Here is a 19,980-nt window from a genome sequence, read left to right as displayed (position 1 = left end):
AGGCTCAGGAGATTAAGCTAATGACGACTTTAGAACTACCTTCTTCCATGGTCATTCATGATCGATCCGGTGAAACGGCAACACAACCGATCTTATATGCTTTTGCTCTGGAAGAACTTTTATGTCGAGCAATAGGTAAAACAGCACCACCGATTCTGCATATATGGAGGCATCCACGAGCCCTTGTGATGGGACTGAGAGATAGTCGTCTTCCCAAAGCGGCCGAAGCAAACGAATGGTTGCTAAGTCAAGGCTATGATACGGCTGTCAGAAACTCTGGAGGTGCAGCGGTGCCTCTCGATTTGGGCGTCGTGAATGTATCCCTGTTGTTACCAAAAAACGCGGGGGATATGGAGCATCGCAAGGATTTCGATTTAATGGTAGCCTTGATAAGAGACGTCATGAGCACTATTACCAATCGTATCGATCAGGGTGAAGTGATGGGTTCGTTTTGTCCGGGGGAATTCGATTTAAGTGTCGGTGGACGTAAGTTTTGCGGCATTGCACAGCGCAGACAACAGCTCGCCTTATCGGTACAAGCGTTCATTATCGTGGAAGGTCTAGGAGAAGCAAAAGCATCTTTGGCCAGAGGCTTTTACGAGCGCGCGGCGGGCTCAGCATCACCAAACGACTATCCGGTAGTGGCGCCTGGGAGTATGGCGAGTTTATCGGAATGCTTACAAATAGAGTTAAGTGCAACACGTTTCACAGACAATTTAGTACAAATCATGGCCGCCAAAGGCGTGAAGGTACAGAGTCCTAGGGACATCCCCGGCTATCCGAGTGAAGAAGAGATACAGGGTATGATGGAGCTTTTGGAGCAGCGTTATGCGATTAAAGAATAAATAAATGCGGCCCAACTTCGCGTCAGGAGACGGAAAGTGGACCGCTTTTTTTCATCGTTATCATGCTAGAAAATAATGCAGAGCCGCGTCCAACTCTCCTTGCCAAAATCCCCATAAATGTTTCCCTGGCTTCTCGATATAGTGAAGGGTAACATTTTTATTTTCCATCTCAGCTTTGGTCAGACGGTTTTCTCTTACGAAATCAAAAGTCCCTCGTTCCGTTTTTACATCTGTCTCATCCAAGCCAATTAACATATATAGCTCCAGCCACGACAAGTCGTCCTCCGCTTTGATACGTTCTCTGGTAATGTCGAAAAATGCGCCCGATAAGGATATAACACGGCAAAAAAGGCTAGGATAATCTAAGGCGAGATGTAAGGACACGGTCCCCCCAAGGGAATCACCCGCCACAATGCGTTCGTTCCGTTCGGATCGAATCGGATACCGGCTTTCTACATAAGGGAGGAGTTCCTCTGCAAAAAAACGACAGTACGCATCATGTCGTTCACCCTCAGGCGCATATTCCGAAGTGCGGTTCATGTTATTCACATCGACACCGACAACAATGGCGGGCTCCAAGCCTTCATCCAGAATACAGCGAGTGATCGTCGTCGCAATTCGGCCGAAATTAAAGAATTGTTCACCATCTTGGCAATAAATGACCGGATAGGAGAGCAGTTCGTTGTAACCGGGAGGAAGATATATTCGCAGGGAGCGATTTTCTCCGAGAAGGACAGAGGTGAGTTCATCTTTCACAATCGTTCTTTTATAAAAGCGAGAGTCATCCGACATGGTTGTGCTCCTTTAACTTTCTCTTTAGATCTAATTTAGTGTAGTAAGTGTAAGCTTGTCGTTTAGAGGGTAATGTGTATTATAGCAGTTGTAAATTTTGTGTTAACTGTATTATACATTTTCGGGAACTGTACTATTCACTCTGGTGAAAAAAGGTCATATACCACAGGGATGCTGGTGTACAATTCACAAAAACAGGTTTATAATAATACTATAACAGAAGTGAAGCTAGCAGGCATCAAAATCATATAAGAGGTGAAATGGTATGAGTAAGCCACTTGTCAGCCAAGCGAATTATGAAGTGACCACAGAGAAGGTTGAGCCTTTACAGGTTCTAGCTCCAGACGGCACAATTGTTAATTCCGACAAAATGCCTAAACTTAGTGACGACCAATTAAAAGAATTAATGAGAAGAATGGTATTCACACGTGTATGGGACGAAAGAGCAGTTAATCTCGGACGCCAAGGACGTCTTGGTTTCTATGCCCCGGTATCCGGACAAGAAGCTTCGATGATCGGTAGTGAATTTGCACTAAATAAAGACGATTTCATTTGCCCGGGTTACCGCGATATGCCGCAGCTCGTTTGGCACGGACTTCCGCTCTATCAAGCATTTTTGTATTCCCGTGGTCATCAGCATGGCGGACAAATTCCACAGGATGTACACGTACTTATGCCGCAAATCATCATCGGAGCTCAAATTTTACATGCTACCGGTGTGGCTATGGCATTCAAGAAACGTAACCAACCGCGTGTAGCGATTACGTACACAGGCGACGGAGGAAGCTCCGAGGGCGATTTCTACGAAGGTATGAACTTTGCAGGAGCATTCAAGCTGCCTGTCATTTATTTTGTACAAAACAACGGTTACGCAATTACGACTCCTTATTCGAAGCAAACAGGTGCGCTTTCAGTTGCGCATAAAGCACTTGCTGCCGGTATCAAAGGCGTGCAAGTTGACGGAATGGACGTATTGGCTGTTGTTCAAGCGGTTACCGAAGCTGCTGAAAGAGGACGCAGAGGCGAAGGCGCTACGTTGATTGAAGCATTAACTTACCGTTACCGTCCGCATTCCTTGGCGGATGATACGACGAAATACCGGACCAAAGATGAAGAGAGCGACTGGGAGCCTAAGGATCCACTTACGCGTATGCGTCTGTTCTTGACTAAAAAAGGTCTCTGGAGCGAAGAAGAAGAAGCTGGAGTGAAAGAAGAAGCGAAAGCAACGGTTGCTGAACATATCAAAAAAGCGGAAGAAACAGAGAAAATGACTGTTCCAGGCCTAATTGACTCCATGTTCGAAGTAACACCGGCACATCTCGAAGAACAGAAGCAAGCGTTTAAATAAATTAGGCTTACGATGCCAGTTTTTCTGGCGAAAAACTCAGCTTAAGCTTACGAAGCAAGTTTTCTCACGAAAACAATTAGGAGGCACGGAGAAGTCATGGCACAAATGACGATGATTCAAGCGATAAAAGACGCAATGCGCGTTGAACTGGAAAGAGATCCTAATGTAATTTTGTTCGGCGAAGACGTTGGCCATGTTGGTGGCGTATTCCGTGCTACGGAAGGTTTACAAAAAGAATTCGGTGAAGATCGCGTATTCGATACGCCTCTTGCTGAATCTGCTATTGGCGGACTCGCTGTTGGTCTTGGTATTCAAGGCTTCCGTCCGATTGCTGAAATTCAATTCGTAGGCTTTATTTATGAAGCGCTTGACCAAATTTGCGTGCAAGCAGCTCGTATGCGTTACCGTTCCGGCGGACGTTACAACTCACCAATCGTATTCCGTACACCATTTGGTGGCGGTGTAAAAGCGGCTGAGCTGCACACGGATGCACTTGAAGGCTTACTTGTTCAAACACCAGGTATTAAAGTTGTTGTACCTTCCAACCCTTATGATGCGAAGGGACTGCTCATTTCCGCGATTCGCGATAATGACCCTGTCTTCTTCATGGAGCATTTGAATTTATATCGCGCATTCCGTGCTGAAGTACCGGAAGGCGAATACACCATTGAGCTTGGTAAAGCGAATGTTGTTCGCGAAGGCTCCGATGTTACGATTATTACTTACGGGGCTATGGTTCACACATCTGTGAAAGCAGCTGAAGAGATTGAGAAAACACAAGGTGTGAAAGTTGAAGTTATCGATCTTCGTACCCTAATTCCGCTTGATATCGAAACCATTGTAACTTCTATTAAGAAAACAAACCGTGCGATTATCGTACAAGAAGCGCAAAAAACATCCGGGGTAGCCGCAGAAGTAATTGCACAGATTAATGAAAAGGCGATTCTGCATCTGGAAGCTCCTGTTTTGCGTATTGCTCCTCCAGATACAATCTATCCGTTCGCACAAATCGAAGACGCTTGGTTGCCTAGTCCAGCAAGTGTCATTGCAGGCATTAATCAAGTACTCGAATTCTAATCACAGTCGAAGGTAATAGGAGGTTGTGCACGTGGCTTTGTTTGAATACAAGTTCCCAGAGCTTGGTGAAGGCATTCATGAAGGCGAGATCGTAAAGCTGTTGGTTAAAGCGGGTGACACCGTAACAGACGAAACGATTCTTATGGAAGTACAGAACGATAAAGCAGTCGTTGAAGTTCCTTGTCCAGTTGAAGGTAAAGTTGTTGCTGTTGCCGTTAAAGAAGGACAAGTTTGTAATATTGGCGAGCTCGTTATGACGATTGAAGTGACAGGCGAACTGCCTGCTGAATCCATGCATCACAAGACCGACAGCCACGCTGCGCCTGCAGCGGCTCCAGCTCCAGCTGCTGCCCCTGTGGCGGCAGCACCGGCACCTACAACAGCTCCTGCAGCAGCTGCTCCAGCAGCCGCGCCAAGCGCTGGCGCAGGCCGCGAAGTGCTTGCGACGCCTAGCGTACGCAAGCTGGCAAGAGAGCAAGGCATCACACTCGCAGAGGTGACGCCTACAGGTAAGCACGGCCGCGTAACACGCGAGGACGTGCTTGGCTTTAACGGAGCGGGCACGGCCGCGGCTCCGGAAGCAGCAGAACCAGCTGCAGTTGCAGCAGCTGGTGAAACGGCACCTGCGGCGGCAGCGCAGCAGGTTGTCGTAGGCGATCGCGTTGAAGAGCGGGTTCCGTTCAAAGGAATCCGGAAAATTATCGCGAACGCTATGGTTAAATCCGTGTACACGGCTCCGCACGTGACATTGATGGACGAAATCGACGTATCGGCACTTGTCGCACTGCGTGAGCGCACGAAGCCACTCGCCGAGAAAAAAGGCGTTAAGTTGACTTACCTGCCTTTCATCGTGAAAGCATTGGTTGCGGCTTGTCGCCAATTCCCAGCGCTCAACGCAATGATCGACGAAGAGAAGCAAGAAATCGTCTACAAAAAGTACTACAACATCGGGATTGCAACAGATACAGACAACGGCTTGCTCGTTCCAGTTATCCATGATGCAGACCGCAAAAATATTTGGTCGATCGCTTCTTCAATTAAAGATCTTGCTGTTCGTGGTCGCGACGGCAAATTAGCTCCAAACGAAATGAAAGGCGGCACGATCTCCATTACGAACATCGGTTCCGTAGGCGGTATGTTCTTCACACCGGTTATCAACTTCCCTGAAGTTGCAATCCTAGGTGCAGGCCGTATCACAGAGAAACCAGTTGTGAAAAACGGGCAAATCGTTGCAGCACACGTAATGGCGCTTTCCCTGAGCTTCGACCACCGTATCGTGGATGGGGCGACAGCACAAAGCTTCCTGAACTACATCAAACAGCTTCTGGCTGATCCAGAGCTTCTCGTCTTGGAGGTGTAACAGCATGGTAGTAGGAGATGCTTCTTTAGATATTGATTTGTTGGTCATTGGTGCAGGTCCCGGCGGTTACGTAGCTGCCATCCGTGCTGCTCAGCTTGGGCAAAGCGTTCTGATTGCAGATAAAGCGGAATGGGGCGGCGTGTGCTTGAACCGCGGCTGTATCCCTTCCAAAGCTTTGATCTCTGCCGCTCACACGTATGAACATGCACAGCACGCTGACAGCATGGGTATCTCAGTTGAGAACGTGAAAGTGGACTTTGCGAAGGTACAAGCATGGAAAAATAGCATTGTTTCTAAACAAACAGGTGGCGTTAGCGCGCTGCTCAAAGGCAACAAGATTCAAACGTTCCAAGGCGAAGTGATGTTCATCAATGAGCATGAAGCACGTGTGTTCAATGATGCAGAAGCTCCTCGCTACCGCTTCAAGCATTGCATTATTGCGACGGGTTCCCGTCCGATCGAGCTGAAAGCATTCCCTTACGGCGGAAGAATCATTTCTTCCACGGAAGCGTTGAACTTGCCTGAAATTCCGAAAAGCATGATCGTTATCGGCGGCGGCTACATCGGAATCGAGCTGGGTCAAACGTATGCGAAGTTCGGTACAAAAGTAACCGTGCTTGAAGGCTCCGATCATGTGCTTCCAGGCTTCGAGAAAGAATTGACGAAGCTTGTAGCGCGCAATCTGGAGAAAGTCGGCGTAGAGGTTCATACCGAAGCACTGGCACAATCCTGCACGAAGACAGAAAATGACGTAACTGTTACGTTCACAGTAAAAGGGGAAGAGAAACAAGTAACAGCGGATTACGTATTAGTAACCGTTGGTCGTCGTCCGAATACAGATGGCGAGCTTGGTCTTGATCTCATTAACTTGAAACTGACAGATCGCGGTTTGATCGAAGTCGATAACCAAGGTAGAACGAGCATTCCCCATATTTTCGCGATTGGTGATGTTGTACCTGGTCTTTCATTGGCACACAAAGCTTCCTATGAAGCTAAAGTGGCTGCTGAAGCGATCGCGGGTCACTCCAGCATCGTAGATTACAAAGCAATGCCTGCTGTTGTATTCTCGGATCCGGAAATTGCTGGCGTAGGTCTAAGTGAAACAGAAGCCAAAGCACAAGGCATCAATGTAACAATTGGTAAATTCCCTTATGCCGCTAATGGTCGCGCTAACTCTTTGAACGCAGGTCAAGGCTTCGTGAAGCTTGTCGGCGACAAAGAAACAGGCCAACTGCTTGGTGGTCAAATCGTTGGCCCAGAAGCATCGAACTTAATCGGAGAGCTTGCTCTTGCGGTTGAGATGGGCGCTAATTTGGAAGACATCGCACTTACGATTCATGCACATCCAACATTGACAGAAATGATCATGGATGCCGCGGAAGGTGCGCTTGGTCACCCGATTCACCAACTTGGTAAATAACTAGTTTTATTCCTTTATTTTCCCTTACCTTTAGATAAAAAGTCCCGAGAGATTGGCATTAGCCGCTCTACGGGACTCTTTTGTTTTTATTCTTTGAATCTTGGATTTTTGATACCCTGCAGCAGCTTCTCTATCGTCTTGACGATTCGAGCACTGCGTGTTTCCTCACGTTTGGCTTCTGTAATCCACTGCACGTATTCCTTGCGGTTGCTGTAGGAAAGCGTTGAAAAGAAATCAGCTGCATTAGGATTCTCGCGAAAAGCTCCTGCAAGATCATCCGGTACAATAACCACTTTCTCACCGGAAGCTGATTCTGCTTTAACATTTGCCAGGTTAGTTAATCGTTCGCTGCGCGGCGACTTGACGAGGCCGATAGGGCGAAAACGCATAGCTGACCACGTCTCATCAATGGACACCAGACTCACGCCTTCATACTGCAAATCGGTGACCGTCTGCCAGCCAGAGTCGCGATTAATGTCCGTTTTTATTTTAGAGGTTCCTTTGGGATAGTTAATCCATAACATGCCCTCAGGTGTTACGGCCTCAATGGCTTTGGGAGCCAGCTGCTGGACTTCAGCAAGCGTGTGGACGAATACCTGGACAAAGTCATAAGCCTCAGTGCCTTCTTTTTGATCCGTCAACAAAACACCCTCAGGGAGGGGATTCAGCATGTTGAGATACCCCTCCGGCGCGTTCATGATGAGTGCTCGTTTACAACTTCCTAAACGTAGCTTCTTAGCGAGTGCGTTTTCCACTGAACTTCCTCATTTCTTAATGATCTAACCATTTCTTCGCGCAAAATCTACCATGAAATCAGCCAAAGCCTGACAGGCTTCAAATGGAACAGCATTGTATGCCGAAGCGCGCAGACCCCCTACACTTCGATGACCAGCCAAACCTTCAAAGCCGTTAGCCTCTGATTCTTCGATAAACCGACGTTCGATTCCTTCATTGGCCATGCGCCAAGTGATATTCATATGCGAGCGATCGTTAACTTCAATGATTCCGTTGTAGAATCCGCCGCTATGATCAATAACATCATAAATTAGGCCAGACTTTATGCGATTAAGCTGTTCTAATTGCTCTACGCCGCCCTTGTTCACTACCCATTTAAGTACTAAATTCATCATGTAAATGGCATGAACAGGTGGCGTATTGAACAGTGACTTGTTTTTGGCAAATGTTTCATAGCGCATGATCTCAGGGATCTTCTTGGACGCTTTCTCCAGCCAATCTTCGCGGATGATGGCAACTGTAACGCCTGCGGGTCCGAGATTTTTCTGAGCGCCAGCATAGATCATGGAAAACTTTTGCAGATCAAGCTTTCTACTCAGTATCTCACTCGTCACATCAGCTATAAGAGGCGTGCTGCCTACTTCCGGAATTGCATTGTAACGGGAACCTTCAATCGTGTTGTTCATGGTGATGTGAATGTATGCTGAATCAGGTGCTAGTTGGTCTGCCGATAACTCAGGGATACAGCGCCATTGCTGGTCTTTGGAGCTTGCAGCGATATGTGTGCGGCCGACATAAGAAGCTTCTTTAAAAGCTTTTTCCGAAAAGCTCCCCGTCAATACATAGTTGGCCGTCTGATTCGTGTCTACAAAGTTTAGCGGAAGCAGAGCGAACTGTGTACTTGCCCCTCCGCCCATAAAAAGCACCTCATACCCGCTAGGAAGGTCGAGCAATTTTAGAAGAAGCTGCTGGGTTTCTTGATTCAGATCCTCAACCGTACGGCTCCGATGAGACATTTCAAGCAGTGAAATACCTGTCCCTTGATAGTCCACAAATTGCTCTTGTGCTTCTTCAAGTACCTCCAAAGGCAGTGCAGCGGGTCCTGGGTTGAAATTGTAAAGTCTTTTTGTCATTTCTAATTACCTCCCGTATGAATGTGGTAAAACGAACACAATTACCCCACAAAGTGATGTGTACCCTTCGAAGCATATTCCTTTTACTTTGCGGGGGCCCCGAAAAAAACACAAAAAACGCCCTCATCCATATTGGGACGAGGAGCGTTTGCTCGCGGTGCCACCCAATTTAAGAAACATTCTGGTGAATGCTTCTCCACTTGGTTCCGCGGTAACGGGCGGTGCCGGTTAACTTAGAATGACTGACTTTGCTGAGCGCAAAGGGTTGTTCTTGGCGAAAACGCCTCCGAGTTGGAATCTCATCATAGGCACGATCAGGTATGGATATTGTGTAGAAGTATAAGCCTATTCGTAGAAAAGGTCAATCGTTTTGTGAGTTTCCGGACGTTCCGTTCTTCATTTTTTCTATGATGACTTTCCACTCATTAGATTACTTCTTAGCAGTTTCAGTAGGTTGTACTGGAGTTTTGCTCGGTAACATGTTAATCAAAGAACCGTTACCCCAAGCGTCAGGTACATCGCCTTTCCAAGACTCAAGGAATTTATAATCTACCAAGTCAGCAGTAATTGACTTTGCAAGCTCTATGTTACCCTTAGCTTTTTGTTGTGCAACATAAAGATCGGCATCCGCTTTAGCTTTCGCCGCTGTAGCATCTGCTTCCGCTTTTACTACATTTTGTTGAGCGTCGATCTTTGCTTTATCTAGATCGTTCTGAGCTTTCATTGCATTTTGTGCCGCAATTTGTTTCTGCTCAATAGACTGATTAAATGCATCAGAGAATGTAAAGTTAACAATAGAGATATCCCCTACTTGGATGTTGTAAGCCTCTAGAGCTTTTTTTAATAATTCGTTTGTTTCTAATGCTACTCGTTCACGTTTAGAAATTAACTCCTCTGCACTGTACTTAGCTGTAACTTCTTTAAAAATCTCCTGCACGTGAGGATTGATTACTTTAGCGTCGAAGTCTAGACCTACGTCATGAAGTAACTTGAAAGCTACCCCTTTAGGGATTGTATAGTTAACAGCTACATGACTATGAACAGGTTGCAAGTCTTTTGAAGACGCTGCTGCGTCTGCTTCCGATTTAGCTACTTGAGTATTGACTTCTACAATGCTTGAAATGAACGGCCACTTCCAATGAGGACCTGGCTCCAGTACTGTTGAGTTAACACTACCTAAGGTTTTTCTGAATCCAACATGACCGTTCTCTACTGTACTAAACGCAGTCAAAATCAAAAGAAGTATCGCAACTCCTCCAGCTCCATATTTGATCCCTTTGGTTAAAGTCGATCCCTTTCTTGTGTTCATACCTGTTTCCATAGTTACACTCTCCTGAATAGTGAATTAGTTTATTAGTACCGTAATATCTTTACTTCAAAATCTATTCATCTAACTCCCCTTTAATCCATCATTCAAAGCCCGTGCTTGTAATCCCAGAAGGTACGATCATACAGGGGTTGAAGTTCATACTATTGTCCTGTACTCTTGTCATTGAAGAGAATTCATTGGATAAAGAAAATTCATACTAAAAATAAACGGAAGGAGTGAGGTTTTGTCCCATATACGAAATCGATTGCAGAACTATTTACTTGGAACAAGCCTTCAGAAAAAGCTCATTATCCTATTCCTTCCGTTGGCTATAATCCCCTTATCTATTCTGGGAACCTTCTCCTATTACAAATCGTCACAGGTCGTACAAACGCAAGTGAGCAAGACGATTCTTGAAAGCTTGTCTCAAGTGAATTACAGCTTGAACTATTTCGTTAAAGATATCGAACAGTTGACCATGTACATTTATAGTAACAGAGAAATACAGGATGTGCTGTCTAAAGATCAGGGCAGAACGTTAGCGGAGAAGCAGCAGGATGAGAAAAGGGTCAATGATATTCTCGATACCTTCCTGGGCTTCAAAAACTGGAATATCGCCATTTACTTGCTTGGGGAGAACGGGGATCGTTATTTTACAGGAAACCTTCTACCTAATCAGTACGACGATTATAACTTGAATTGGGGATTGTTTCGTAAAATGCGGCTAGCAGGCGGCAATATCATCTGGGATACGCATTACAGCATGAAGAAGACGGAGGATTTTGGCATTGTTTTAAGCAGTGGCAGGCTGCTGAAGAAGATTGAAACGAACAAACCGCTTGGTTTCATGGTCGTGGATATTATGGAAAATGCTTTGGCTGACAAGTATAACAAGGCCCAGTTACAACCAGGCGGACAGATGCTGCTGTTGGACCGCAATGGGTATGTCATTTCGAGTACGCCATCCAAGCATATCGTGGGCACGAAGTTAAACGAACCTTATTTAGATAAAGTATTAACAGGTAGCAAAGGTTTTTTCGAACCAGCTAACAAAGGCTCTGCTCCTGTTATGGTCGTTTATGATACTTCTGAGATTACGGGATTCAAGCTGGTTAGTATTGTGCCGGTTGCCGTTTTGACAAAGGAGAGCAGCAGCATCCGTAATTTGATGTTATTTATTATCATCTTGTTCGGCGTTGTGTCCTGTTGGGTTGCCTATGTGTTGTCGGTGACGATTACGAATCCGCTGCGCAAGCTAAAATCACTGATGTATCTAGTGGAAAACGGCAACATGGACGTAGCATTTTCTTCTAAATATAGGGATGAAGTTGGGCAGCTAGGTCTCAGTTTTAATAAAATGGTACAGCGGATCAAGCAGTTGATCGATGAGGTCTACAAGAAGCAATTAATGTTGAAGGAGGCGGAGATCAAGGCGATTCACGCCCAATTCAACCCGCATTTTCTCTATAATGCTCTGGATTCGATCAATTGGATGGCACGTATTAATAAAATGACGGATATTAGTCAAACGGTTATTTCGCTTGGAGAGCTGCTGCGGTTTAGTATCCGTAAAGGACAACCCTTCATCCAAGTGAAGGAGGATATGCATCAAATCCGCAATTTTCTTTTTATTCAACAGATGCGCTATGGGGATAAGTTGGAAGTCGAGATTCAAATCGATGAAGAAATCGAATCCTTATACACGCTCAAGCTGTTGATTCAACCGATCGTGGAAAATGCCATCACACATGGATTAGAGATCAAACCCGGAAAAGGGCAGCTTTCCATTAGGGGATGGCGGGCCCAGGAATGTGTCCGCTTCGAAATCCGAGACAACGGTGTAGGTATGACATCAGATATGGTGGAGCGTATCCTTAGCGGCAAATACGTATCGGATAGTGAGCAGAATACGGGTATTGGACTGGAAAACTCGATCAAACGGCTTCAGCTATACTTCGGCTCGAATTATCGCTTTGAAATCGAGAGTGAGATCATGCAAGGAACGACTATTCTTATCGAAATTCCCATTATGCGCTCAGGAGAGGATCATCGTGTATAAACTATTCATAGTGGAGGATGAGTGGCTCGTCTTGCAAGGGCTGAAACTAACAATTCCTTGGGAAGAAATGCGCTGTAACGTGATTGGCGAAGCAAGGGACGGACAATCGGGTTTAGAAGGAATTATAGCTAACCCGCCAGACATCCTACTGACGGATATTCGGATGCCTGCGATGGACGGCATTCAGCTTGCTGAGAAAGTGGCTGAGCTTCTGCCACAAGTGAAAATTGTATTTCTTACGGGCTTCGATGATTTTATATATGCCCAGAAGGCAGTTAAGTTGGGGGCTGCTGATTTTGTGCTCAAGCCTACCAATCCGGACGAGCTCATCCAAGTTATTGGACGCATTACGTCAAAGCTTGATGAAGAACGTCGATTGCAATCACAGCAGGAGCGATTGAAACTTCAGTATGGCTGGGGGCAGCCGCTGATTGAAGAAAAGGTTCTCTATGATCTTATGCTGGATTATGCGGGAACACTTGAAAAAGAATGGTTTGTAGAGTTTGGCACGGGTATAAAAAATAAAGAAGACGGAGCTGTTATCCCTCCTTATCGCGTTTTACTGCTGCAATTGGACGGTCTTAAGGATATGGGGACGGATAGCACCCAGCTTCGGGATCAGATCAATGAACGGATCAAAGAGCTGTCCACCCTTACTTTGGTGCGAATAAACGAGACGCGATATGCGCTTTTGGTCAATCGTCAAGTCGAACGAGACGATCTGGCCGTCTTATTTGATAACCTAATGGTGTTATTGACTTCCTTTGCGCAAAGATGCGTTCTAACGGTCAGCCACTCGTTTACAACGATCGATTTGATTCCAGCTGCCTATATTCAAGCCATGCGGGCCTTGTATCAAACTGTCTTTTTAGGCGGCGAGAAAATGATTTGGTTTGAAGATATCGAACGGCAGCAAGAAACGGTCAGTGTAAATCACAGCGTGCTTAAGGAATTGATCGAATTGGTCAAATGGGGAAGTCCTTCATCCATCGAAGCCCAAACTCGGTTGTGGTATTCGAATCTCATACACCTCCATGCAGATGGACTTACGGCAAGAAGAAGCTTTTTCGAATTTATCGTAACGTTAAATTCCCTCCTGCTGCGAGATAACGAATTGCATAACATCGTTATTGATAGCGGGTTTCTCTTAACATCAGCTGAGCGAGTGGATGACTCGCTTGAACAATGGCTGATTCGCTTAAACGAAACGTTATTTGAGTGGAATCGGCAATGTACGGAGCAATCCGATCCTCAAAAGAAGAGCGGGTTCGAGGAGATCGAGCTGTTTATCCGAGAGCATTACGCTGAGGATATTTCTCTGCAAGGTATCGCAGAGCGCTACCATATGAGTGAAAGTTATTTCAGTAGACTGTTTAAAAAGCAGGTTGGAACCAGCTTTCTCGAATATGTGACTTTAATTCGTGTACGACAAGCGAAGGAGCTTCTGACGAATCCCCGTCTTAAAATTTATGAGGTCTCCGTACAAGTCGGTTACCAGGATCCGCGATATTTCAGCCAACTATTTCGCAAATATACGGGGGAAACCCCTACAGAGTTTCGCAAACGGCTCGGGATTGAGACCCTTCCGCTATAGGCATAATAGGAAAACTCCACTTCATGACTGGGTGGGGTTTTTATTTTGAACAAAAATTTCAACAAATACGAAAATTCGTCACATTGAGAGTGCTTACATCTGAACGTATAGTAAAACTAGAAAGATAAAGACACAAAACATATGGAGGGTTAACAAAATGAAAAAATCACTAACCAGTCTTCTATCTCTGCTGCTTGTCGGTTCTCTGATCGGATGCGGTGCAAAAGAGACCCCAACAGCGAAACCGACCGAAACTTCTGGACAACCTGCGGCTAGTCAATCCTCACCAAAGACGGGCGGTAAGCTTACCTTGTATTCCCCGAATGCAGCTGAGCTCAATAACCCGATTATTAAGGAGTTTCAGGATCGTACAGGCATTGAGGTACAGTTGATTTCCGGTGGTACAGGTGACCTCTTGAAACGTGTACAAGCCGAGGCTACCAATCCGCTGGGCGATGTATTTTGGGCTGGCGGTGCTGATTCTCTTGAAGCCTATAAAAAATATTTTGAACCTTACAAAACAAAAGAATACGACAATATTTCTCCGCAATATGTAGACAAAAACAATGTGTGGACACCATTTGCCGCACTGCCAATGATCATCATGTACAACAAAGAACTTGTTAAAGCAGGCGAAGAGCCTAAGGGCTGGACGGATCTGCTGGATCCGAAATGGAAAGGGAAGATTGCCTATGCGGATCCTGCAAAGTCCGGTTCTTCCTATACGCAATTAATCACCATGCTGACAGCAAACGGAAAAGACCAAGGGTGGGGTTTTATTAAGAAGTTTGTAACCAACCTGGATGGTAAAGTATTGTCAGGCTCAGGCCAGGTATATAAAGGGGTAGCTGATAAAGAATTTGCGCTTGGAGTTACACTCGAGGAAGCTGCTTATCGTTATGTGGAAGGCGGCGCTAAAGTCGGCATTATTTATCCAACCGAAGGAACTTCAGCTGTACCTGATGGAGCTGCAATTATCAAAGGTGCTAAAAATATGGAAGATGCGAAGAAATTTATCGATTTCCTAGTAAGTAAAGACGTGCAGTCTCTCATTCAAAAGGAATTCAAACGCCGTTCCGTTCGTAAGGATGCAGAAGTGATTCAAGGTATCGCACAAGCCAAGGATATCAAGCTCGTTGACTATGATTTCGATTGGGCTTCCAGCAAGAAAGACGAAAATATTAAACGTTTTGGCAAAATTGTATCTGGACAAGAATAAGATTTGATCAAATGAGCGGTGCCTTACTTTAACGGTCTAGGCACCTTTTTCTTAGACATCGGAGGTAAATAACATGCAAAAAATCGTCTTTGACCACGTGACCAAATATTTCGGAACCGCCAAGGCGGTCAATGATGCTCATTTAACCATCCAAGAAGGGGAATTCTTCACCTTACTTGGACCAAGCGGATGCGGAAAAACAACGCTGCTGCGGACAATTGCAGGCTTCTATCGTCAAGAAGAAGGCGATATTTACTTCGGCGATCGTAAGATAAATGATGTGCCGACGCATGAAAGAAACATTGGGATGGTTTTTCAAAACTATGCGATTTTTCCACATATGACCGTGTTTGAAAATGTGGCTTATGGATTAAAGGCTCGGAATGTGAATAAGAAAGAAACGGAACAGCGCGTAATGGAAGCGTTGGAGATGGTTCAGCTGCAGCACTTGCGAGATCGTGTTCCTTCTAATATGAGCGGCGGTCAGCAGCAGCGTATTGCATTGGCACGGGCTATCGTTATCCGTCCAGGCTTGCTGTTAATGGACGAACCTTTGTCCAACCTTGACGCCAAATTACGCATCAAGATGAGATCGGACATCCGGAGATTGCAAAAGGAACTGAACATTACAACGATTTATGTGACGCATGATCAGGAAGAAGCATTGGCTGTTTCCGACCGCATTGCCGTAATGAGCGAAGGTATCATTCAACAAATTGCTCCTCCTGAGGACATTTATGCCTATCCAGCTAACCAATTTGTAGCCAACTTTATCGGTACATCGAACTTTATTGAGGCTGAGTGCCGCGGCAGTAAAAGCAATCAAAACGAAGCGGAGATTCAACTTCTTGGAACGTCCTTCCGACTGCCTCTTTTGAAGCCGTACGAAGGAAAATCGCTGTTCTCTCTGCGTCCCGAGCGTATTCGGCTTGAGTCCGAGAACACAGGCGAGAATTTGATTCGAGGTACTGTCGAGTCCGTTACTTTCCTTGGCGAAAAAGTAAGCTATTTAATCGAGCTTCCAAATGGTTTTGTGATCGACGTTCAAGAGCATGCTGTAGAACCCCATCAGCTGCGTAAGGTGAAACAGGTTGTTTATGTGAATTTACAGCTAGATAAAGCAACGATGTTTGATGAAAGCGGCAAGGAGGCGGTCTACCGTGCAAGCCGTTAAGAGAAGCCGGTGGTTCTCCTTCAAACAATGGGACTTCTGGTCTTGGGTGACATTGTTTGTGTATCTCTTTCTACTCGCTTTTATCGTATACCCTTTATTCTCCTTGCTGTTCAACAGTTTTTTTAATGACCAAGGGATGTTCTCATTAGCCAATTACGCGAATTTCATCAAGTTGAAGTATTATTACAGTGCGCTCTGGAACAGTTTGAAGGTATCCGTACTTACTACTGTGTTCTCTATCCTAATAGGTGTTCCTCTCGCGTATATCACTACTCGCTACAATGTGAAATTTAAAGGCATTATTCAAATTCTTGTTATTATGTCCCTACTTTCCCCTCCTTTTATCGGAGCTTATTCTTGGATTTTGATGTTAGGGAATAACGGCTTTCTAACACGCTTCCTGCATGATATTGGGATTCCATTTTCCTCTATATATGGATGGAAGGGCATTGTGTTCGTCTTTACACTTCAGTTCTATCCGCATATTTACTTATATGTTTCTGGTGCACTGAAAACGATTGACACTTCGCTAGAAGAGGCGGCAGAAAGCTTGGGACGTTCAAGCTTCCACAGGCTGCGTACGGTTACGATTCCGTTGATTTTTCCTACACTGTCAGCTGGCGCATTAATGGTTTTCATGGCGTCGTTTGCAGATTTTGGTACGCCGATGCTGCTGGGTCAAGGTTTCAAGGTATTGCCAATCTTAGCTTATGAGCAGTTCATCAGTGAGATGGGTGGAAACCCAGCCATGGCTAGTACGTTAAGCGTGATCCTTATCATTTGTTCTACGAGTATTTTGTTTCTTCAACGATACTTTGTCTCCCGCAAAAATTATACGATGACGGGTATGCGTACACCGAAAGTAGAAATACTGGGGCCGCTGAAGAAATGGCTGTTTACTGGCTTTGCTTTGTTGGTCGCATGTGTATCGATTATTCCTCAGGCGACGGTCATTGTGACCTCCTTCATCAAAACCAAAGGACCGGTATTTCAAAATGGATTTAGTTTAGATAGTTATAAAGAAATTTTGTTCCGCGTACCAAAGGCGATCTTGAATACGTATACCTACTCCTTAATATCCATCGTGATCATGGTCGTGATGGGGATGCTCGTAGCCTACGTGTTGGTGCGCAGGAAATCGAAGCTGACGGCGATGCTCGATTCCTTGATCATGATACCTTATGTCATGCCGGGAACTGTTCTGGGGATCAGTATGATTATTGCTTTTAATAAGCCTCCTGTAGTGCTAACGGGGACATGGGTCATTCTGGTCATCGCTTACGTGGTTCGCAAGCTGCCATACACGATTCGTTCCAGTACGGCGATCCTGTATCAATTGGATCGCAGCGTAGAAGAAGCTTCAATCAGCCTTGGCGTTCCACCGATGAAGACATTCTTCAAGACCACGGGCCGTTTAATGGCACCCGGCGTTTTGTCCGGAGCGATTTTGAGCTGGGTCACGACCATCAATGAATTAAGTTCTACGATTGTTCTTTATTACGGGGCGACAGCAACCATTACTGTGACGATTTACAGTGAGGTATTTACCGCTAACTACGGTACAGGTGCAGCTCTAGCATCGATTCTGTCCCTCACCACATTAATTTCCTTGATCATAGCTAATAAGCTTAGCAAGAAGGGGCTGCAATTATAACGGTTTGCGTGAGAAGCGTCTTTCATGAAGGCTCATGATTTCGGGAACTTGTCGTGCTACAATGAAAAAGATTGTCATGATGAGCTTACCGGGAGGAACCATGAAGCTAAATAGATGGATAATTTGGGGCATAGCGTTACAACTGACCCTTATAGTTGCAACCTCCTATATGTTTAATAATAAGAAATCGACGACTACAAGCGGAGAATCTGTTCGTGGAACAGCTCTATCCATCTGGGTTTACAGTCAAGGCTTGGAAACCTCTATTAATGAGTTTCATCAAACTTATCCGAATATTGATGTGGATGTGAGATACTTCCGCTCAAGTGATCTTTTATTTACGGAGTTGATGGCGGCAATATCCGCTAATGCGGCGCCACAGATTGCTGAAATTAAAAGTTATTATGGGATCGCCCAGCTAGTGGATGCCGGAGCGGTGCTTCCCGTAGATAATCTAACCATACCGGAATGGAAGAAGCTGCAGTCAACATTTATCGAGCCTTTTCATTATTCGGATCTGGATTGGGCAGTGCCGATTGGTGGGAGCATACCGATGCTTTATTACCGGGAGGAACTGTTAAAGAACTCTCAAAAGGGCTCGTTTACCGGATGGGATGAAGTGTCGAATGCTGCAATGGAAACAAACTTGATTGGGAACGACGGAGGTATCAAGGGGCATTGGGGAATTGCTATTGATAAGGAATTGCCTTGGTATCTAGAGAGCTTAAACGTAAAGGATAACCATGGCGAAACCGAGGAATATGGTAAGTTCGATTCCGCTATATCCATGTGGGGAAAGTGGGTTCATAGTTTGCAAATTATGAAGCCGCTCACTCACCGTCGGGCTGCGAGTGATTTTATTAATGGGAAAATCGGTTTATTCCTGAGTACTTCTGAAGAGCTGATGACTGTTGAACGATATATTGGAGGTAAGTTCCAATATAATGCCCAGTTGTTACCTGGGCTGGAACAACAGGGAATTGTGCCTAGCATCGATGGGATGATTGTTTTAAATTCAACAGCAACCAAAGTGAAGGCGGCTAACAGCTTTATTTCCTATATGATCCATGAGAACACGCAAAACGCTTTATGGCGCAGCAACGGTTTAATTCCTTCGAGGTCCGATGTTCTACTAAAGCTGCAAGAAGAAGGACAGTGGAATGCGAGTCAAAAGATGATTCTTGATTCGGTGCGAATGTTCTCGGCCAAGAGGCCCGCAAAGATGGACTTCGAACGGTGGAGCTTCACCCAATCCATGCTGGAGCAATTAGAACAAGAACCAAACGATACGAAGGAAAAGCATTTTGAGGATGAATACGAGACTTGGCTTAGCAAATAGACGAAGAATATACAGACATGAGATGAAGGTGGCGTACAACTATGCATGTAGAAAAAATATCCTTACCGGGTAGCGGTGAATGGAATGAAGATGCACTCGTTGACAATGAACAGTTACATTTATTTGGGGTACTGGACGGTGCAACTTCTCTGCATCCCTTTCGGGGTCCTAACAACGAAACGGGGGGGTACTTGGCCTCACAAGTGATCAAACAGTATTTGGAGTCGCTTCAAGCGGAGGATGTCGCTGATTTGGATCTCAAGCAGCTGGTTGTTCAAGCTAATATCCGATTGAGGGAGAAAATGGAAGCAGCTGGGATCCATACATCGGATAAAGGTGCTTTGTGGACGAGTTCGCTCGCTCTCATCCGAATTGAGGATAACTATATCGATTATGCACAGGTTGGAGATTGTATGATCGTGGCAGTTTATCAGGACGGGTCGCTTCGGACGATTTCGCGTGATCAGGTCGCGCATATTGATCTTGAATCCAAACACATTTGGGAGCAAGGCATCGAGAATGGCATTGTGAAGCGAGAGGACCTTTGGGAACTCGTTAAACCGATCATTTTGCAAAATAAATCGAAAATGAATACGATGGCCGGCTACTCTGTTATGAGCGGTGAACCGCATCTAGCTGAATTCATCGAATACGGAAGAATTAACCGCATTCAGTTGAAGTCATTGCTGCTTGTTACCGACGGTCTTTTCCCGCATACAGAACGCGGAGGCGAGCCGATTGACGTCATTCAGGAGTTAACTACTTCCATTACAAATAGCACATTGGCCGGTTATGCGGATTGGTTGTTCAATCTTGAATTAGATGATAAGGATTGCCTGCGTTATCCTCGTTTCAAGGTGTCGGATGATAAGACAGGGATATGGATTCAATTTGAATAGAGTGAGCAGCCATTTTATGAATA

General features: G+C 45.4%; 16 protein-coding genes. 12 read left to right on the top strand and 4 right to left on the bottom strand.

The genetic code is table 11. The annotated features are described in order from the left end of the window. Positions 1-20: 20 nt before the first annotated feature. Entirely contained in the window at positions 21-845 is an 825-nt protein-coding gene (locus GC098_RS18375; RefSeq protein WP_171644676.1) for a lipoate--protein ligase family protein, read from the top strand. A 60-nt stretch (positions 846-905) separates the two neighbouring features. Here GC098_RS18375 and GC098_RS18370 read toward each other — a convergent pair whose 3' ends face one another. Beyond that, a complete protein-coding gene (locus GC098_RS18370; protein ID WP_171644673.1) occupies positions 906-1,637 on the bottom strand; it encodes an alpha/beta hydrolase in 732 nt (243 codons plus the stop codon). A gap of 265 nt (positions 1,638-1,902) precedes the next feature. On the opposite strand from GC098_RS18370, the gene pdhA reads away from it, so the two are divergent. The 4 genes from pdhA (at position 1,903) to lpdA (ending at position 6,842) form a co-directional block, all read left to right on the top strand. After that, positions 1,903-2,985 carry a pyruvate dehydrogenase (acetyl-transferring) E1 component subunit alpha gene (gene pdhA / locus GC098_RS18365; RefSeq protein WP_171644671.1) on the top strand — a complete coding sequence of 361 codons (1,083 nt, stop codon included), beginning with the start codon at positions 1,903-1,905 and terminating at the stop codon, positions 2,983-2,985. A gap of 96 nt (positions 2,986-3,081) precedes the next feature. After that, entirely contained in the window at positions 3,082-4,062 is a 981-nt protein-coding gene (locus GC098_RS18360) for an alpha-ketoacid dehydrogenase subunit beta (RefSeq protein WP_171644669.1), read from the top strand. 31 nt (positions 4,063-4,093) lie between these two features. Continuing rightward, positions 4,094-5,422, top strand: a complete 1,329-nt coding sequence (locus GC098_RS18355; RefSeq protein WP_171644667.1) for a dihydrolipoamide acetyltransferase family protein — start codon at positions 4,094-4,096, stop codon at positions 5,420-5,422. A gap of 4 nt (positions 5,423-5,426) precedes the next feature. Next, positions 5,427-6,842: a dihydrolipoyl dehydrogenase gene (lpdA, locus tag GC098_RS18350; RefSeq protein WP_171644666.1), complete on the top strand. Its 1,416-nt coding sequence runs from the start codon at positions 5,427-5,429 to the stop codon at positions 6,840-6,842. An 86-nt stretch (positions 6,843-6,928) separates the two neighbouring features. On the opposite strand, the gene GC098_RS18345 is transcribed toward lpdA, so the two are convergent. The 3 genes from GC098_RS18345 to GC098_RS18335 form a co-directional block, all read right to left on the bottom strand. After that, on the bottom strand, positions 6,929-7,513 hold the full coding sequence (locus GC098_RS18345) for a YdeI/OmpD-associated family protein (RefSeq protein WP_216625321.1): 585 nt from the start codon (positions 7,511-7,513) through the stop codon (positions 6,929-6,931). Positions 7,514-7,621: 108 nt separating this feature from the next. Then, positions 7,622-8,710 (bottom strand): 3-phosphoserine/phosphohydroxythreonine transaminase, encoded by a 1,089-nt coding sequence (gene serC, locus GC098_RS18340; protein WP_171644662.1) that lies wholly within the window; start codon positions 8,708-8,710, stop codon positions 7,622-7,624. Between the two features lie 430 nt (positions 8,711-9,140). Next, complete coding sequence (locus GC098_RS18335) at positions 9,141-10,031, bottom strand: prohibitin family protein (RefSeq protein ID WP_171644660.1); 891 nt, start codon at positions 10,029-10,031, stop codon at positions 9,141-9,143. A 232-nt stretch (positions 10,032-10,263) separates the two neighbouring features. Between GC098_RS18335 and GC098_RS18330 the strand changes: the two genes are divergently transcribed. From GC098_RS18330 to GC098_RS18300, 7 genes are all read left to right on the top strand, one after another. Next, on the top strand, positions 10,264-12,078 hold the full coding sequence (locus GC098_RS18330; RefSeq protein WP_171644657.1) for a sensor histidine kinase: 1,815 nt from the start codon (positions 10,264-10,266) through the stop codon (positions 12,076-12,078). Continuing rightward, a complete protein-coding gene (locus GC098_RS18325) occupies positions 12,071-13,672 on the top strand; it encodes a response regulator (RefSeq protein WP_171644655.1) in 1,602 nt (533 codons plus the stop codon). Before GC098_RS18330 ends, GC098_RS18325 begins: the two co-directional genes overlap by 8 nt. A 157-nt stretch (positions 13,673-13,829) precedes the next feature. Beyond that, complete coding sequence (locus GC098_RS18320) at positions 13,830-14,891, top strand: ABC transporter substrate-binding protein (protein WP_171644653.1); 1,062 nt, start codon at positions 13,830-13,832, stop codon at positions 14,889-14,891. Between the two features lie 73 nt (positions 14,892-14,964). Continuing rightward, positions 14,965-16,065, top strand: coding sequence for an ABC transporter ATP-binding protein (locus GC098_RS18315; RefSeq protein WP_171644651.1), 1,101 nt, complete (start codon positions 14,965-14,967; stop codon positions 16,063-16,065). Beyond that, complete coding sequence (locus GC098_RS18310; RefSeq protein ID WP_312880197.1) at positions 16,052-17,719, top strand: ABC transporter permease; 1,668 nt, start codon at positions 16,052-16,054, stop codon at positions 17,717-17,719. The genes GC098_RS18315 and GC098_RS18310 overlap by 14 nt, the downstream gene beginning before the upstream one ends. 100 nt (positions 17,720-17,819) lie before the next feature. Beyond that, on the top strand, positions 17,820-19,058 hold the full coding sequence (locus GC098_RS18305; protein WP_171644647.1) for an extracellular solute-binding protein: 1,239 nt from the start codon (positions 17,820-17,822) through the stop codon (positions 19,056-19,058). Positions 19,059-19,099: 41 nt separating this feature from the next. After that, positions 19,100-19,957: a protein phosphatase 2C domain-containing protein gene (locus GC098_RS18300; RefSeq protein ID WP_171644645.1), complete on the top strand. Its 858-nt coding sequence runs from the start codon at positions 19,100-19,102 to the stop codon at positions 19,955-19,957. Positions 19,958-19,980 lie beyond the last annotated feature (23 nt).

The sequence above is a fragment of the Paenibacillus phytorum genome (assembly GCF_013141715.1).
GTDB classification, from domain to species: domain Bacteria; phylum Bacillota; class Bacilli; order Paenibacillales; family NBRC-103111; genus Paenibacillus_E; species Paenibacillus_E phytorum.
The sequence above is the reverse complement of the archived record's forward strand: the minus strand, read 5'-3'. Positions and strand labels throughout refer to the sequence as shown.

Coding starts and splice junctions, on each gene's coding strand:
- GC098_RS18320 (WP_171644653.1), top strand. CDS start 13,830: ATGAAAAAATCACTAACCAGTCTTCTATCTCTGCTGCTTGTCGGTTCT.
- GC098_RS18345 (WP_216625321.1), bottom strand. CDS start 7,513: ATGCTGAATCCCCTCCCTGAGGGTGTTTTGTTGACGGATCAAAAAGAA.
- GC098_RS18370 (WP_171644673.1), bottom strand. CDS start 1,637: ATGTCGGATGACTCTCGCTTTTATAAAAGAACGATTGTGAAAGATGAA.
- GC098_RS18305 (WP_171644647.1), top strand. CDS start 17,820: ATGAAGCTAAATAGATGGATAATTTGGGGCATAGCGTTACAACTGACC.
- pdhA (WP_171644671.1), top strand. CDS start 1,903: ATGAGTAAGCCACTTGTCAGCCAAGCGAATTATGAAGTGACCACAGAG.
- GC098_RS18300 (WP_171644645.1), top strand. CDS start 19,100: ATGCATGTAGAAAAAATATCCTTACCGGGTAGCGGTGAATGGAATGAA.
- GC098_RS18375 (WP_171644676.1), top strand. CDS start 21: ATGACGACTTTAGAACTACCTTCTTCCATGGTCATTCATGATCGATCC.
- lpdA (WP_171644666.1), top strand. CDS start 5,427: ATGGTAGTAGGAGATGCTTCTTTAGATATTGATTTGTTGGTCATTGGT.
- GC098_RS18360 (WP_171644669.1), top strand. CDS start 3,082: ATGGCACAAATGACGATGATTCAAGCGATAAAAGACGCAATGCGCGTT.
- GC098_RS18315 (WP_171644651.1), top strand. CDS start 14,965: ATGCAAAAAATCGTCTTTGACCACGTGACCAAATATTTCGGAACCGCC.
- serC (WP_171644662.1), bottom strand. CDS start 8,710: ATGACAAAAAGACTTTACAATTTCAACCCAGGACCCGCTGCACTGCCT.
- GC098_RS18335 (WP_171644660.1), bottom strand. CDS start 10,031: ATGGAAACAGGTATGAACACAAGAAAGGGATCGACTTTAACCAAAGGG.